12 protein-coding genes and 1 riboswitch are annotated in these 14,381 nt (G+C 69.6%); of the genes, 2 read left to right on the top strand and 10 right to left on the bottom strand.

Going from position 1 to position 14,381, the window contains the following annotated elements; translation table 11 throughout:
* Positions 1-24: 24 nt before the first annotated feature.
* The 8 genes from B6K69_RS06015 to rimO form a co-directional block, all read right to left on the bottom strand.
* Complete coding sequence (locus tag B6K69_RS06015) at positions 25-384, bottom strand: diacylglycerol kinase (RefSeq protein WP_107674741.1); 360 nt, start codon at positions 382-384, stop codon at positions 25-27.
* A 34-nt stretch (positions 385-418) separates the two neighbouring features.
* The gene (locus tag B6K69_RS06020) at positions 419-799 is read right to left on the bottom strand and encodes a YigZ family protein (RefSeq protein ID WP_107674740.1); all 381 of its coding nucleotides are present in this window, start codon (positions 797-799) and stop codon (positions 419-421) included.
* A gap of 86 nt (positions 800-885) precedes the next feature.
* Complete coding sequence (gene metK / locus B6K69_RS06025) at positions 886-2,052, bottom strand: methionine adenosyltransferase (protein WP_108643143.1); 1,167 nt, start codon at positions 2,050-2,052, stop codon at positions 886-888.
* Between the two features lie 7 nt (positions 2,053-2,059).
* Positions 2,060-2,108, bottom strand: a riboswitch (SAM-SAH riboswitch).
* A 35-nt stretch (positions 2,109-2,143) separates the two neighbouring features.
* Positions 2,144-3,628, bottom strand: a complete 1,485-nt coding sequence (gene lnt, locus B6K69_RS06030) for an apolipoprotein N-acyltransferase (RefSeq protein WP_108643144.1) — start codon at positions 3,626-3,628, stop codon at positions 2,144-2,146.
* Positions 3,629-3,633: 5 nt separating this feature from the next.
* Positions 3,634-4,533 (bottom strand): transporter associated domain-containing protein, encoded by a 900-nt coding sequence (locus B6K69_RS06035; RefSeq protein ID WP_107674734.1) that lies wholly within the window; start codon positions 4,531-4,533, stop codon positions 3,634-3,636.
* A 40-nt stretch (positions 4,534-4,573) separates the two neighbouring features.
* On the bottom strand, positions 4,574-5,077 hold the full coding sequence (gene ybeY, locus B6K69_RS06040; RefSeq protein WP_107674732.1) for an rRNA maturation RNase YbeY: 504 nt from the start codon (positions 5,075-5,077) through the stop codon (positions 4,574-4,576).
* 54 nt (positions 5,078-5,131) lie between these two features.
* Entirely contained in the window at positions 5,132-7,543 is a 2,412-nt protein-coding gene (gene hrpB / locus B6K69_RS06045; protein ID WP_108643145.1) for an ATP-dependent helicase HrpB, read from the bottom strand.
* Between the two features lie 139 nt (positions 7,544-7,682).
* Positions 7,683-9,053 (bottom strand): 30S ribosomal protein S12 methylthiotransferase RimO, encoded by a 1,371-nt coding sequence (gene rimO / locus B6K69_RS06050; RefSeq protein ID WP_108643146.1) that lies wholly within the window; start codon positions 9,051-9,053, stop codon positions 7,683-7,685.
* A 193-nt stretch (positions 9,054-9,246) separates the two neighbouring features.
* On the opposite strand from rimO, the gene B6K69_RS06055 reads away from it, so the two are divergent.
* Positions 9,247-10,275, top strand: a complete 1,029-nt coding sequence (locus B6K69_RS06055) for a hydroxyacid dehydrogenase (RefSeq protein WP_108643147.1) — start codon at positions 9,247-9,249, stop codon at positions 10,273-10,275.
* A gap of 28 nt (positions 10,276-10,303) precedes the next feature.
* Here B6K69_RS06055 and B6K69_RS06060 read toward each other — a convergent pair whose 3' ends face one another.
* Positions 10,304-10,720: an ABZJ_00895 family protein gene (locus tag B6K69_RS06060; RefSeq protein WP_164681894.1), complete on the bottom strand. Its 417-nt coding sequence runs from the start codon at positions 10,718-10,720 to the stop codon at positions 10,304-10,306.
* Positions 10,721-10,983: 263 nt separating this feature from the next.
* On the opposite strand from B6K69_RS06060, the gene B6K69_RS06065 reads away from it, so the two are divergent.
* Positions 10,984-12,996 carry an AsmA family protein gene (locus tag B6K69_RS06065; RefSeq protein WP_164681895.1) on the top strand — a complete coding sequence of 671 codons (2,013 nt, stop codon included), beginning with the start codon at positions 10,984-10,986 and terminating at the stop codon, positions 12,994-12,996.
* A 69-nt stretch (positions 12,997-13,065) separates the two neighbouring features.
* Here the strand turns inward: B6K69_RS06065 and B6K69_RS06070 are convergent, their stop codons facing one another.
* Positions 13,066-14,106 carry a cytochrome-c peroxidase gene (locus B6K69_RS06070; RefSeq protein WP_108643150.1) on the bottom strand — a complete coding sequence of 347 codons (1,041 nt, stop codon included), beginning with the start codon at positions 14,104-14,106 and terminating at the stop codon, positions 13,066-13,068.
* Positions 14,107-14,381: the final 275 nt, after the last annotated feature.

Below are 14,381 nucleotides of genomic sequence, written 5' to 3' on the forward strand. Positions count from 1 at the left end.
GAAAGGGCGGCTCCGGTCAGCAGGTCAGCCGATCAGGATCACCACCCAGGCGACACCGGCCGCAAGGGCCGCCAGCGCGACGCCGGCGCTGCCGCAATCCTTGGCCTTGCGGGCGCGGGGGTGGGTGTCGGTCGAGATGTAATCGACCACCTCCTCGATCGCGGTGTTCAGCAGTTCCGCCGCCAGCACCAGCAGGCCCAGCCCCAGGATGACCGCGCGTTCGCCCGCCGTCAGGTCAAGCGAGAACGCCAGGGCGGCCGAGGCGATGTTCAGGATCGTCCATTGCCGCAGCGTCTTTTCGCTGGCCCAGGCGGCGCGCCAGCCGTCCCAGCTCCAGATCACCGTATTGGCGAAGCGGCGTGCCTCGCCCCGTAGGAATTCCATGACCGGCGCCCTCCCCTGCTCCGAGACGGGCAGATTAGCGGGCCTTCCGCCATGCGTCGAGCCAGGCGCGCACGCAGGTCACCACATGGGCGAAGCGGTCGCCGCCCAGATGGGTGCCGCCATACCAGCGGGTGACGACCACGACATGATCGGTCAGGCCTTCGCGTTCCAGCATCCGCAGGATCACCGCGCCGGCGCCGGATTCGCCATCATCGTTGCGCATCGGCCCACCGTCCGACAGCACGGCGGCCCAACTGTTGTGGGTGGCCTTGGCAAAGCGTTTCTCGCGCTTCAGCCCGGTCAGGAAGGCATCAATCCCGGCGCGGCCCTGCACCGGGCCGCCGCTGACCGCATAGCGCGAGCCGCGGTCACGGACCACATCGTCAAGCCGGATCGCGCCGGGGGGAAGCGTCATGGCTGTGTCCTGCGGGCCAAGGAAAAGGGCGCCCGGTCGGGGCGCCCTCTCCGGGTTACAAGTCCGGGTTACGGGTCGCGGGCGGATCAGACCGCCTTTTTCAGCGCCTCGACCAGATCGGTCTTTTCCCAGCTGAAGCCGCCGTCCTCGGTGGGCGCGCGACCGAAGTGGCCATAGGCCGCGGTGCGCTGGTAGATCGGACGGGTCAGGTTCAGGTGGGTGCGGATGCCACGGGGCGTGAGGTCCATCACCTCCATCACGGCGCGTTCGATCTGCGCCTCGTCCACCTGGCCGGTGCCATGGGTATCGACATAGATCGACAGCGGCTTGGCCACGCCGATGGCATAGCTGACCTGCAGGGTGCAGCGGTCGGCCAGACCGGCGGCGACCACGTTCTTGGCCAGATAGCGCGCGGCATAGGCGGCCGAGCGGTCAACCTTGGTCGGGTCCTTGCCCGAGAAGGCGCCGCCGCCATGCGGGGCCGCGCCGCCATAGGTATCGACGATGATCTTGCGCCCGGTCAGGCCCGCGTCGCCGTCCGGGCCGCCGATCACGAAGGTGCCGGTCGGGTTGACGTGCCATTCGGTCTTCTTGGTCAGCCAGCCTTCGGGCAGGACTTCGCGGATATAGGGTTCCACGATGCCACGGATGACCTTCGAGGTCTGCCGCTTCGAGGTGTGCTGGGTGGACAGCACGATCGAGGTCACCTCGACCGGCTTGCCGTCGACATAGCGCAGGGTGAGCTGGCTTTTGGCATCCGGGCCCAGCGTCGGTTCCTTGCCGGATTTGCGCACCTCGGCCAGGCGGCGCAGGATGGCATGGGCATACTGGATGGGGGCCGGCATGTATTCGGGCGTCTCGCGCGTGGCGTAGCCGAACATGATGCCCTGATCGCCTGCGCCGTCACGGTCCACGCCTTGCGCGATATGGGCCGACTGTTCGTGCAGGTAGTTGTGGATCTTGATCTTTTCCCAGTGGAATTTCTTCTGCTCATAGCCGATGTCGCGGACACATTCGCGGACGATGCCGTCGATGCGCTGCATCATCTCATGGGTCTTTTCCTTGCTGGACAGGCCAACCTCGCCGCCCACCACGACCCGGTTCGTCGTTGCGAAGGTTTCGCAGGCGACACGGGCGTTCGGTTCGATCGTCAGGAAAGCATCCAGAACGGCATCCGAAACGCGGTCACACAGCTTGTCGGGGTGCCCCTCCGAGACGGACTCGGAAGTGAAGACATAGTTCTTGCGGGTCATTGGGAAGTGCTCCGTTGGTTGATCCCCGTCACGCCAGGAAGCCGTTGTGACAGTTCGATAGCGGCGGACTTACGCGCCACAGATACAACAATCAAGCGCCATCGCGCCGCAGGCGGACCAGACCGGCCAGGACGAGCCCCGCCAGCAACAGCAGGGCCAGCGGCCAATCGCCGATGCGCGCATAGGGCGTGGCGGGCAGCGGCCCGGGCAGCGACACATCAAGCGTGCCGCGCGCGCCAAGCGGCAGAAGGGCGGGGGCGCCGTGCAGGTCTGTCACGGTGCGACCGCGCGCGTCTGTCACCAGCGACACGCCGGTATTGGCCACGCGCACCAGCGGCAGGCCCAGTTCCACGGCACGCAGCCGCGCCTGGGCAAGATGCTGATAGGGGCCTGTCAGGGTGCCGAACCAGGCATCATTGGTGATCTGCAGCAGCCAGTCGGCGCGGGGCGCGGCAATCAGCTCTTCGGGGAAGATCGCCTCGTAACAGATGACCGGCAGGGCAAGGCCGGTACGCGGCGACAGCGCCACCGCGTTGCGGGTGGTGCCCGCCGCATAGGCCGCGCCGGTCTGTGCGGCAAAGGCCCGCAGGCCGAAGGTTTCATAGGCCCAGTCACCGAAGGGGACATATTCGCCGAAGGGGACAAGGTGGATCTTGTCGAAGACCGGGGTGATGCTGCCGCCCGGCCCGATCACCGCAAGGCTGTTCCAGCCCAGATCGCCTTCGACCCGCTGGATGCCGGCGGCCAGCGGCGTGCCGCCCGCCACCGCCGCCATGGCCAGCGCCGCACCCTGCCCTTCGTTCAGCAGGAAGGGAACGGCGGTTTCGGGCCAGACGATCAGGTCGGCCGGCGCATCGGCCGACAGGGCCAGCAGGATGTCGAAATTGGCGCGGGCCTCGTCCGGGTCCCATTTCAGGCTTTGGGCGATGTCGGGCTGCACCAGCCGCACCACGCCGCCGGGCGCTGCCGGTTCGGGAAGGGACAGCCGGTGCCAGGACCAGCCGCCCGCCACGGCCAGCACCAGCGCCGGCACCGCAAGCCCGCGCCGGCCCCAGGCCAGCGGCGCCGCCAGCGCCAGCAGCGTGGCCGCCGTCAGGCCGTTGGCCCCGATCAGCGCGGCGGTCTGAACCAGCGGCGTCTCGGTCCAGATGTGGCCGGGCAAGGCCCAGGGAAAGCCGGTCAGCACAAGGCCGCGCGCCAGTTCCGCCCCGGACCAGGCCAGCGCCACGGTGACCGCGCCGCCGCCCAGCCGCCGGGCCAGCCAGCCGGCCGCCCCCCAGAACAGGCCCAGCCCGAAGGCGATGCCCAGAATCGCGAAGGGCGCCATCCAGCCATGGCGCCAGGGATCAACGAAGAACGGCTGGACGATCCAGCTTAGCGCAAAGGCGAAATGCCCCGCCCCGATCAGCCAGCCCCGGCGAAAGGCCGCGCCGGGCGTGGGCGCCGAGGCCATGCGCCACAGCGCCAGCGCCAACCCGGCCAGCGCCACCGGCCAAAGCCCGAGAGGCGCCTGCCCGAGGGCAATCGCCACCCCCAGCGCCGCATCCCGCAGCGCCGTTCTTTGGCCGGGGCGCATGGCGGTCAGGGCTCGGCCGGGGCCGTGCCGCGCCCGGGCAGCCGCAACCGCAGCCGCTTGATGCGGCGGGCATCGGCATCGACGATCTCGATCTGCGCGCCGCTTTCGTGATCGACCACCTCGCCCCGCGCCGGCACGCGGCCGGTGCGCAGGAAGACCAGCCCGCCGATGGTGTCGATCTCGTCATCATCCTCGCCGGTGCGCAGTTGCAGGCCCAGCGCCTGTTCCAGCTCTTCCAGCGGGGCGGTGGACTGGGCCAGGATCACGCCGGGGCTTTCCTCTTTCCACAGCGCGCTTTCGTCTTCGTCGTGCTCGTCCTCGATCTCGCCGATGACGGTCTCGATCAGGTCTTCGATGGTGACCAGACCATCGACCCCGCCGTATTCGTCGATCACCAGCGCCATATGGACGCGCTCTTTCTGCATCTTCTGCAGCAGGACGCCGGTCGGCATCGAGGGCGGCGCGTAAAGGATCGGGCGCAGCAGGCGCTTCAGGCTGAAGCGGCCGCTCTGGCCGAAGCCGTGCTGCAAGGCCAGATCCTTGAGCAGGACAAGGCCCTGCGGATGGTCAAGCGTGCCCTTGTAGACCGGCACCCGGGAAAACCCGTGTTCCCGGAACACCTCGACCAGATCGTCCTTGCCGATGTCCAGCGGCACGGCCACGATCTCGGCCTTGGGAATGGCCACGTCATCCACCCGCATCCGCCGCAGGGCCCCAAGGCCCGGCGAAGTGGCGATTCCCGGCGCTGGGGCGGCGGGATTTGCGGTTTCGGAATCGTTGTTCGGGGTGAACGCGGAAAGGAGCCGGCCAAAAAACCCGCGTCCCGCGGGTTCTGCCGGAGGTTCGTCGGTCAACTGCGGCTGCGCCTCAGGCGCGGCGGAAGACCCATCGCTGCTACTGCCCATCTGTCCTTTGTCCAGAACGCACCCGTCTTGCGGGCGCGTCTCAATATGGGTCGGAAACACCAAGCTGCGCAAGTATGCGCACCTCATGCGCCTCCATCAGCGTGGCATCTTCGTCCTCGACATGGTCATAGCCCAAGAGATGCAGCACGCCATGCACCATCAGATGCAGCACATGGTCGGCCATGGGCTTGCCCTGTTCCCCGGCCTCGCGGGCGCAGGTTTCCCAGGCGATGGCAATGTCGCCCAGGGATTCGGGATCGTCCGGCGCGCCCGGTTCGGGGCGTTCCGGCTCGGCGCCGATCACCTCGGCGGCGCGTTCGTCTGAGGGCCAGGACAGCACGTTCGTCGGCTGCGGCTTGCCGCGGAAATCGGCGTTCAGCACCGCGATGCGGGCATCGTCGCAGCCCAGAACCGAGATCTGGAAACCCGCTTCCGGCAACCCCAGCCCCGCCAGCACGGCACGCGCCGCCCGTTCGGCCGCCTGATCAAGCCCGAAAGCCTGCCAGCGCGCATCCTCGATCACCGTTTCGACCAGACTGTCCATGCCCCGCCCCTACCCCGAAACCCTGCCCCGCTCAAGCCATTGCCGGGCCCCCGGTCAGGTGCCCCGCGGCTTGGCGCGCAGCGTGGGTTCGGCCTGGGTCGGATCGTCCGGCCAGGGATGGCGCGGATACTGTCCGCGCATGTCCTTGCGAACATCGGCATAGGACGTGGCCCAGAACCGGGGCAGGTCCAGCGTCACCTGCACCGGCCGCTGGGCCGGGGACAGCAGCGTCACCCGCAGCGGCAGGCGGTGCTGGCCCACGGTCGGGTGCCGCGTCACGCCGAACATCTCTTGCAGGCGCACCTCGATCGACGGGTGGTCGCCGTCATAGTCGATGGGCACCGCGCGCCCCAGCGGCGTGGTGAACTGCGCGGGCGCCAGCCGGTCCAACTCGGACCGCTGGCCGTGCGACAGGCGGGCCAGCAGGGGCTGGGTCAGGTCCAGCGCCGCCAGATCGGCCGCGCTGCGCTTGCCGTCAAGATAGGGCAGAAGCCAGTCTTCGGCGCTGTCCAGCAGGGCGGTCTCGGTCACCTCGGGCCAGTCCTCGCCCCGGGCCAGCGCGATGCGCGCCCGCAGCCGGCGGGCGGCGGGTGTCCAGGGCAGGCCCAGCGCCCGCAAGCCTTCAAGCGCGGCACGGGCCAGCGCCTCGGGCGGGGCCTCGGGCCAGGGCCGGTCGTCCAGCACCAGCGCGCCGAACACCTCTTGCCGCCGCGCCTGCACCCGGCCTGTGCGGCGGTCCCACTCCACCGTTTCGCGCCAGGTGATCGCCGCGCCGTGCAGCGCGCGCAGGTCGGCCTCCTCCAGCTCCACCGCCTGCCGCACCGCCGCCTCGCGAGGGTCGCCGTCCAGGTCGGTGGCCACGATCAGCCGCGCCTTCGCCAGCGGCGTGCCTTCGGGCAGCAGCGCCCCCTTGCCGCCGGACAAAAGGTAACGCGGCGCCTCGCCCTTGCGGCGCAGCCCGATCCGGTCGGGATAGGCCAGCGAGGCCATCGCCCCCACGGACAGCCCCGCCTGCGTGCCCTGCGGCACCGCGCGGGCCAGCCGCTTCGCCTCGACCCGGATACGCTCGATGGTGGCGCGATGCGCCTCGGCGGGGGGGCGATCCAACGCCTTCAGCCGCAGCATCAGGTCAGGCCCCGCGCCGCGCAGCGGATCGCGCTCTTCCAGCAGGGCGGCCAGCGGGGCCGCCGCCGGCCCGGCCACCATCAGCATATGCGCCAGCCGCGGATGGAGCGGCAGCGCCGCCAGCGCCCGGCCATGCGGGGTGATGCGGCCCTGCCCGTCCAGCGCGCCCAGCCCGGCCAGCAGCGCCCGCGCCTCGGCCAGCGGGCCGGGGGCGGGGGGCGTCAGGAAGGCCAGCGCGTCAGACCCCCAAAGCGCCAGTTCCAGCGCCAGCGGCGTCAGGTCCGCCGCCTCGATCTCGGCCGGGGGATAGGCCCGCAGGCCGCCCTCCTCGCCCTTGGTCCACAGCCGGTAACAGATGCCCTCGGCCACCCGGCCGGCCCGGCCCCGGCGCTGTTCGGCCTCGGCCCGGGTCACCCGCTCGGTCACCAGCCGCGACATGCCCGAGGCGGGGTCGAACCGCGCCCGCCGCGCGCGGCCGCCGTCCACCACGACACGGATGTCGGGCAGCGTCAGCGAGGTTTCGGCAATGGCGGTGGCCAGCACCACCTTGCGCCCTGGCGCCGGGGCCAGCGCGGCCCGCTGGGCGGCAAAGTCCATCGCCCCGAACAGCGGCCGCAGGGTCAGGCCGGGCAGGCCCTGCATCTGCGCCTCGACCCGGCGGATTTCGCCCTCGCCGGGCAGGAAGACCAGAACCCCGCCCTCGGTTTCCTCCAGCGCCTGCCGCAACAGGCCGGCCACCGCCGCCTCGAACCGCAGCGAGGCATCCACCGGCCGGGCCAGCCAGCGGGTTTCCACCGGAAAGGCGCGGCCTTCGGCGGTGATCACGGGCGCGTCGCCGATCAGCGCCGCCACCGGCGCGGCGTCCAGCGTGGCCGACATGACGACCAGCGCCAGATCGGGCCGCAGCGCCGCCCGCACCTCAAGCGCCAGCGCAAGGCCAAGGTCGGCCTGCAACGACCGTTCGTGGAATTCGTCGAAGATCACGCAGGACACGCCGGGCAATTCGGCGTCGGACTGGATCATCCGGGTCAGGATGCCCTCGGTCACCACCTCGATCCGGGTGGCGGCCGAAACCTTCGCCTCGCCCCGGATGCGGTATCCGACGCGCTGGCCGACCGGCTCTCCCAGCGTTTCGGCCATCCGTTCGGCGGCGGCGCGGGCAGCCAGGCGGCGCGGCTCCAGCATGACGATGCGGCCGGAAAACAGGCCCGAGGCCAGCAGGTCAAGCGGCACCACGGTGGTCTTGCCGGCCCCGGGTGGTGCTTGCAGCACGGCAGCCCCGCGCGTGGCAAGGGCCGCGCGCAGATCGGGCAGGATGGCGGTGACGGGCAGGTCGGTCATGCCGCCTCATGCCATGGCGGGCCGGTTCTGGCCAGACCGGCGCGCGTGGCGCTGGCATGGGGAAGAAAGCCCCTGCCCTTTCCTCTGTCCGCAAATATCCCGGGGGTGCGGGGGCAGCGCCCCCGCCCCGGGCCAGCCGTCAGACGCGGCGGCCCCAAAGATCGTAATCGGCGGCCTCGTCCACCTCGACCGTCACCCTGTCGCCGGGCCGCAGATCCTCGAACCCTTCGTCGATGAACAGGTTGCCGTCGATTTCCGGGGCATCGGCCCTGGTGCGGCAGGTGGCGCCTTCGGCATCCACCTCGTCCACGATCACCTCGATCCGGCTGCCGACGCGGGCCGCCAGCTTCGCCTCGGAAATCGCCTGCGCCTTTTCCATGAAACGGGCGTAGCGGTCTTCCTTCACCTCTTCGGGCACATGGTCGGGCAGGTCGTTCGACCGCGCGCCCTTGACGTTCTCGTAGCGGAAGGCACCAACGCGGTCGAGCTGCGCCTCGTCCAGCCAGTCCAGCAGGGTCTGGAATTCGGCCTCGGTCTCGCCGGGATAGCCGACGATGAAGGTCGAGCGCAGCACGATGTCGGGGCAGGTGCGGCGCCAGGCGGCGATCTCGTCCAGGGTGCGGGCGGCGGCGGCGGGGCGGGCCATCCGCTTCAGCGTGTCGGGGTGGGCGTGCTGGAAGGGAATGTCGAGATAGGGCAGGATGCGCCCTTCGGCCATCAGCGGCACCAGATCGCGCACATGCGGATAGGGATAGACGTAATGCAGCCGCACCCAGGCGCCCAGGCTGCCCAGATCGCGGGCCAAGCTGAGGATCGGGAACTTCTCGTCGCGCCCCTTCCAGTCGGTTCCATAGGCCGAGGTGTCCTGGCTGATCACCAGCAGTTCCTTCACCCCCGCCTCGACCAGCTTTTCCGCCTCGCGCAGGATGGCCCTGGCGGGGCGGCTGACCAGGCGGCCGCGCATGTCGGGGATGATGCAGAACTTGCAGGCGTGGTCGCAGCCTTCGGAGATCTTGAGATAACTGTAATGCCGGGGCGTCAGCGAAACGCCGGTGGCGGGCAGCAGATCGACAAAGGGGTTCGGCGCCGGGGGGGCGGCGGCATGGACGGCATCCAGCACGGCCTCATACTGATGCGGGCCGGTGACGGCCAGCACGCGGGGGTGCGTGCCGGTGATCATCTCGGGCTCGGCGCCCAGGCAGCCGGTGACGATGACCTTGCCGTTTTCGCGCAGCGCCTCGCCGATGGCGTCCAGGCTTTCGGCGCGGGCGCTGTCAAGGAAGCCGCAGGTGTTCACGATCACCGCGTCGGCGCCCTGATAATCGGGGCTGATGGCATAGCCTTCGGCGCGCAGCCGGGTGAGGATGCGTTCGCTGTCCACCAGCGCCTTGGGGCAGCCAAGCGAGACCATGCCGATCCGGGGCTGGCCGGGGCGGGCGGGGTCGGCGGCAAGCCGGGCGCGGGCAAGGTCGGGGCGAAGATCGGGCGGGTTCTGGGTCATGCGCCGCATATATCGCAGCGCCCGGGGCGGGGATAGGGGGCGCCGCAGGACGGGGGGCGCTGCCCCCCGCGGGCCAAAGGCCCTTCCCCCCGGGGTATTTGGACCAAGGGGAAGACACCGGACCGGCTGCGAGGGGGATGCGCCGTTCGGGCTTGGTCGGCGGGGCCCGGGGCGGCTAGGGTTTCGCCCGGAGGTGGAGACCATGACCGATTCCCGACCGCTGGTGATTTCCTGTCCGCTGCCCCGGACGCTGGACCTGATCTTCACGCCCGAGCGTCTGGCCGGGCTGCGCGCCCGCTATCGCCTTGTCGAGACGGTGGATGAGGAACTGGCCACGCTGCCGCCCGCGGTGCTGGCCGAGGCGCGCTACATCATCGGCCAGCCGCCGCTGAGCGAGGCCACCCTTGCCGCGATGACCGGGCTGCGCTGCATCTTCAACGTGGAATCGAACCTGCTGCCGAACATGCCCTATGACGCCGCCTTTGCCCGCGGCATTCATGTGGTGACGACCGGGGCCGTCTTTGCCGAGCCGGTGGCGGAAATCGGGCTGGGCTTCGCGCTGTCGTTGCTGCGCAACATCCACGGCGCCGAGGCGGATTTCCGCGCCGGGCGCGAGTTGTGGGGCGGGGACGGCAACGCACAGGCGCGGCTGCTGACCGGGGCCGAGGTGTCGATCATCGGCTTCGGCGATCTGGGCCGGGCGCTGGCGCGGGTGCTGGCGGGGTTCCGGCCGCGGCTGTCGATCCATGATCCCTGGCTGCCGGAAGCGCGCATCCGCGAGGCGCGGGCGCGGCCGGTAGACCTGCCGACGGCGCTGCGCGAGGCGGATGTGGTCTTCGTCACGGCTGCGGTCACCTCTGAAAACCGCGGGTTTCTGGGCGCGGAGGCCTTTGCCACGCTGCGCCCCGGCGCGGCCTTCATCCTGCTGTCGCGCGCCGATGTGGTGGATTTCGATGCGCTGCTGGAGGCGGTGGCCAGCGGGCGGATCGTGGCAGCGACGGATGTCTGGCCCGAAGAGCCCCTGCCCCGCGATCACCGGGCGCGCGCCCTGCCCGGCCTGCTGAAAAGCGCCCACCGGGCGGGCGCGCTGGACGTGGCCTTCCAGCGGATGGGCGAGATGGTGCTGGCCGACATGGACCTGATCGACCGCGGCCTGCCGCCAAACCTGTGCAAGCGCGCCGAACGCGAGACGGTGGCGCGGATGCGATCGCGCCCGGTCAGCCGGAACTGAGGGCCGGCGCCGGGGGGGGACAGGATATTCAGCCCTTGGGCAGGGTCTTCATCGACTGCCGCGCGCCGAACCGCAGGCCAAGGCGGATGAGCAGGATGTTGAACACGGCAGTCCCGAGGCCGAGGGCAACGAAGACCATCGGGTCTTCGGCCCCGATTTCGCGCATCATCCGATCGTCGGCGGCAAAGCCAAGCGCGGCGATGCCGACCATGACGGCGGTTGCCAGCAGGCCGCAGGCCAGCGCAAGGCGCCACTGGCGGGCGCCGGCAGGGATGGCGCGTTCCCGCATGACCCAGATCTGCGCCGTGCTCATCCCCGCAACGAAGGTGAGGATGACGCCCATTGCGGAATTCCCGACCTCGACGAAATGGGTGATGAGCAGCAGGAGGGCGATCATCGCCGCAAAGACCGCGGCATAGATCCCGATCAGCGAAACAAATGACATCGGCGATATGGTCTGCGCGCCGCGGATTTCTGAGTCAGACATTCCAAGCCCTTGCATGGAAATTGGTTTGATCATGGCGCGCGTAGCATGTTTCCGGCCGGGGACGAAAGCCGTGGAAACCCCGCCCCACCGGCGCCGCGCCCTTTGGCGGCCGGGGGCCGCAAGGTCGCGGCGGTTTGATGCCGCGGGTGGTGGCTGGTTCTTGCCGAAGGGGGGGCACCAGCCTAGCATGGTTTGAAAAGTATAAACGAGTGGAGGCGTCGATGCGGTGGCTGCTTCGGGCGGTGGGCGCGATCCTGATCCTTGTGCTTCTGGGCGCGGGGCTGTTGCTGATGGTGCCGACCGAGCGGGTGGCCCAGGCGGCGGCCCAGCAGTTTGAAAAACTGACCGGACGCGCCCTGACCATCGAGGGCAAGGTGACACCGCGGTTCTGGCCGGTGCTGGGCGTGACCACCGGCCCGGTCAGCATGGCCAATGCCGACTGGTCCAAGGAACCGGGACCGATGTTCGCGGCCGACGGTCTGGTGATCGAGATCAACGCCTCGGCCCTGCTGGGGGGCGACATCCGCATCCTGGGCCTGCGGGCGGAAAACCCGCGCATCCTGCTGGAACGGGCCAGGGACGGGCGCGAGAACTGGGTGTTCGGCGGCGGCGGTTCGGGCGGCGAGGTCAGCGAGGCGACGCCGGGTGTGGGCAAGTCCTACACGCTGGAGGAAGGCCGGATCAGCGGCGGCACCATCCGCTATATCGACCACGCCAGCGGTCGGCGCATCGCGCTGGACAATGTGGATGCGGTGCTGAAGGTGCCGGATTTCACCGGCCCCTTCACGCTGGAGCTGAGCGCGCTGTCGGGCGGGCAGAACGTGGCGCTGTCGGCGCAGGCGGATGTGTTCTCGGCCTTTACCGAAGGGCGGGTGGTGCCGCTGACGCTGAAGGCCAGCGCCGGCAAGGCGCGGGTGGCGTTTGACGGGCGGGCCGGCTGGAACCCGCTGGCCGCCGAGGGCACGCTGGAGGCCGATCTGCCGGACCTGCCGGCGGTGGGCGCGGCGATGGGCAGCGCGATCTCGACCCCGCCGCCGGGGTTCGGGGCCGACCGGCTGACGGTGGCGGGGCAGTTGACGCTGGACGGCAGCGGGGCGGCCTATCTGCGCGGGGCGAAGATCGTGGCCGACGCGAATGAGATCACCGGCGATCTGGACCTGAAACCCGGCAAGGACCGGCCGAAACTGTCGGCCCAGTTGCGCAGCGGGCCGCTGGTGCTGGCCGGTGCGGCGGGCGGCAGCGTGCAGGGCGGCGGTTCGGGCGGCGGGATGCAGGCCGCGGGCTGGCCGAAGGACCGGATCGACGTGTCGGCCCTGGGTGCAATGGATGCGGCGGTGGCGCTGGTGGCGCCGTCTGTCGATCTGGGGGTGGCCAAGCTGGGCGAGACCCGCGCGCTGATCACCATCGACCGGGCGCGGGCGGTGTTCGACATCCGGCAGATGGCGGCCTATGGCGGCAGCGTGACCGGCCAGTTCGTTCTGAACGGGCGCGGCGGCCTGTCGGTCGGCGGCGATCTGGCGCTGAAGGGCATCGGGATGGAGCCGCTTCTGCAGGACATGGCCGGCTGGGACAGGCTGATCGCGCAGGGCAACCTGACGCTGAACTTCCTGGGGGTCGGCAATTCGGTGGACGAGATCATGCAGGGCCTGAAGGGCAGCGGCAGCCTGAGCCTGGGCAAGGGCGAAATCCGCGGGCTGGACATCGGGGGGATGCTGCGCACGCTGGATGCGGGCTATGTCGGCGAAGGGCAGAAGACCATCTTCGACGGGATCGCGGGCAGCTTCTCCATCGCCGGCGGCGTGCTGTCGAACAGCGACCTCAAGCTGGTGGCGCCCTATCTGACGGCCACCGGCATGGGTGAGATCGGGCTTGGCAAGCGCGACCTGAACTATCGCATCCGGCCGACCGCGCTGACCAAGGAAGACGGCAGCGGCGGCGTCATGGTGCCGCTGTGGATCACCGGAAGCTGGGCCGATCCGACCTTCCGGCTGGATCTGGAAGCCATCGCCCGCGAGAAGATGGAAGCCGAGGCGAAGGCCGCGGAAGAGCGGCTGAAAGCCGAAGCCAAGGCCGCAGAAGCCAAGGCCAAGGCCGAGCTGGAGGCGAAGCTGGCAAAGGAAGGCATCGTTGCGGGCGAAGGCGAATCGCTGGAAGATGCGGTGAAGCGCAAGGCGCAGGACGCGCTGACCGAGGAAGCCGGCAAGCTGCTGAACGGCATCCTGCAAGGCAACTGAAAGCGCGGACGCCGGATGAAAAAGGGGCGGCCCCGGGGGCCGCCCCTTTCCCGTCTGTGCACCTGCGCCTTACGGCAGGACGTTGGTCGTCGGGCGCGGCGTGGCGGCGGTTTCGGCCGGCAGCACCGGCAGGGTCACGGCCGGCATGGTGCCGGTCAGGCTGTCAAGGAAGGCGACAAGCTGGTCGGCCTCGGTGTCGGTGATGGCCTCGCCCAACTGGCTTTCGGCCATGATCTGCACCGCGATCTTCAGATCCCAGACCTTGCCCGAGTGGAAATAGGGCGCGGTCAGCGCGATGTTGCGCAGGGGCGCGGCGCGGAAGACATATTCGTCATCCGCCGTTGCGGTCACGGCAAAGCGGCCCTTGTCGCCGACCGGCAGGATTTCGGCGCCGGGTTTTTCGACCAGACCGAACGGATAATAGCCGTGCCCGCCGATGTTGACACCCGAGTGGCAGGCCGAGCATCCCTTGTCGAGGAACAGCGTCAGCCCGGCCTTGGCCTGATCCGACAGGGCGGCATCATCGCCGTTCAGCCAGGCATCGAACGGGGCGGGGGTGATCAGCGTGGCCTCGAACACCTCGATCGCCTTGGCCATGTTGTCGAAGCTGACCGGATCAACCTCCTCCGGGAAGGCGGCGGCGAACCAGTCGTTATAGGCCGGCATGGATTTCAGCGTGGCAACCACATTGTCCGGCGTGTTCGCCATTTCGACGCCCGCCTGCACCGGCCCCTTGGCCTGCGCCTTCAGGTCATCGGCACGGCCATCCCAGAACTGGGCCTCGTTCAGCACGGCGTTCAGCACGGTGGGCGCGTTGCGCGGCCCCTTCTGCCAACCATGGCCGACCGAGGTTTCCATGTTGTCATCGCCGCCGGTGGTCAGGTTGTGGCACGAATAGCAGGAAAACACGCCCGAGGCCGACAGCCGCGGATCGAAGAACAGCGCCTTGCCAAGGTCGATCTTCGCGGGGCTGGCGGGGTTGTCGGCAACCGCCGGCACGGTGGACGGCAGCGGCTTGAAGGTCTGGGCCGCGCGGTCACGCAAATCATCCGCGGCGGCAGCCCCCGCCAGGGCGGTCGTTGCAAGGGCAAGAGCCAGGATACGTTTCATGATTGGTCCTCTTTCCAGGTCTGTCGCGCAGGGGAAGAAGGGCAGAACCGGCCGGGATGAGGCCATGACTTAGATCAATTCTAAATCCGACCAAGGTCCGCACCCCAGATAAGCCGCCGCTTACAGGCGACATTCCTTTGAAAACCAAGGATTTTGCAAAAACCCAGCGCGACTGCGACCCGCCGCCGCAGCCGGATGCGTCGGCCGGGGCGCCCTTGGCTTCCGTGCCAGGGCGAAACGGTCGGGGCGGATGGGTTTCAAGCAAACGGCCCTGC

Origin of the sequence: Pseudogemmobacter blasticus (assembly GCF_003071405.1) — a bacterium.
GTDB lineage: Bacteria > Pseudomonadota > Alphaproteobacteria > Rhodobacterales > Rhodobacteraceae > Pseudogemmobacter > Pseudogemmobacter blasticus.

Coding starts and splice junctions, on each gene's coding strand:
- metK (WP_108643143.1), bottom strand. CDS start 2,052: ATGACCCGCAAGAACTATGTCTTCACTTCCGAGTCCGTCTCGGAGGGG.
- B6K69_RS06035 (WP_107674734.1), bottom strand. CDS start 4,533: ATGGGCAGTAGCAGCGATGGGTCTTCCGCCGCGCCTGAGGCGCAGCCG.
- hrpB (WP_108643145.1), bottom strand. CDS start 7,543: ATGACCGACCTGCCCGTCACCGCCATCCTGCCCGATCTGCGCGCGGCC.
- B6K69_RS06015 (WP_107674741.1), bottom strand. CDS start 384: ATGGAATTCCTACGGGGCGAGGCACGCCGCTTCGCCAATACGGTGATC.
- B6K69_RS06070 (WP_108643150.1), bottom strand. CDS start 14,106: ATGAAACGTATCCTGGCTCTTGCCCTTGCAACGACCGCCCTGGCGGGG.
- rimO (WP_108643146.1), bottom strand. CDS start 9,053: ATGCGGCGCATGACCCAGAACCCGCCCGATCTTCGCCCCGACCTTGCC.
- ybeY (WP_107674732.1), bottom strand. CDS start 5,077: ATGGACAGTCTGGTCGAAACGGTGATCGAGGATGCGCGCTGGCAGGCT.
- B6K69_RS06055 (WP_108643147.1), top strand. CDS start 9,247: ATGACCGATTCCCGACCGCTGGTGATTTCCTGTCCGCTGCCCCGGACG.
- B6K69_RS06065 (WP_164681895.1), top strand. CDS start 10,984: ATGCGGTGGCTGCTTCGGGCGGTGGGCGCGATCCTGATCCTTGTGCTT.
- B6K69_RS06060 (WP_164681894.1), bottom strand. CDS start 10,720: ATGTCATTTGTTTCGCTGATCGGGATCTATGCCGCGGTCTTTGCGGCG.
- lnt (WP_108643144.1), bottom strand. CDS start 3,628: ATGCGCCCCGGCCAAAGAACGGCGCTGCGGGATGCGGCGCTGGGGGTG.
- B6K69_RS06020 (WP_107674740.1), bottom strand. CDS start 799: ATGACGCTTCCCCCCGGCGCGATCCGGCTTGACGATGTGGTCCGTGAC.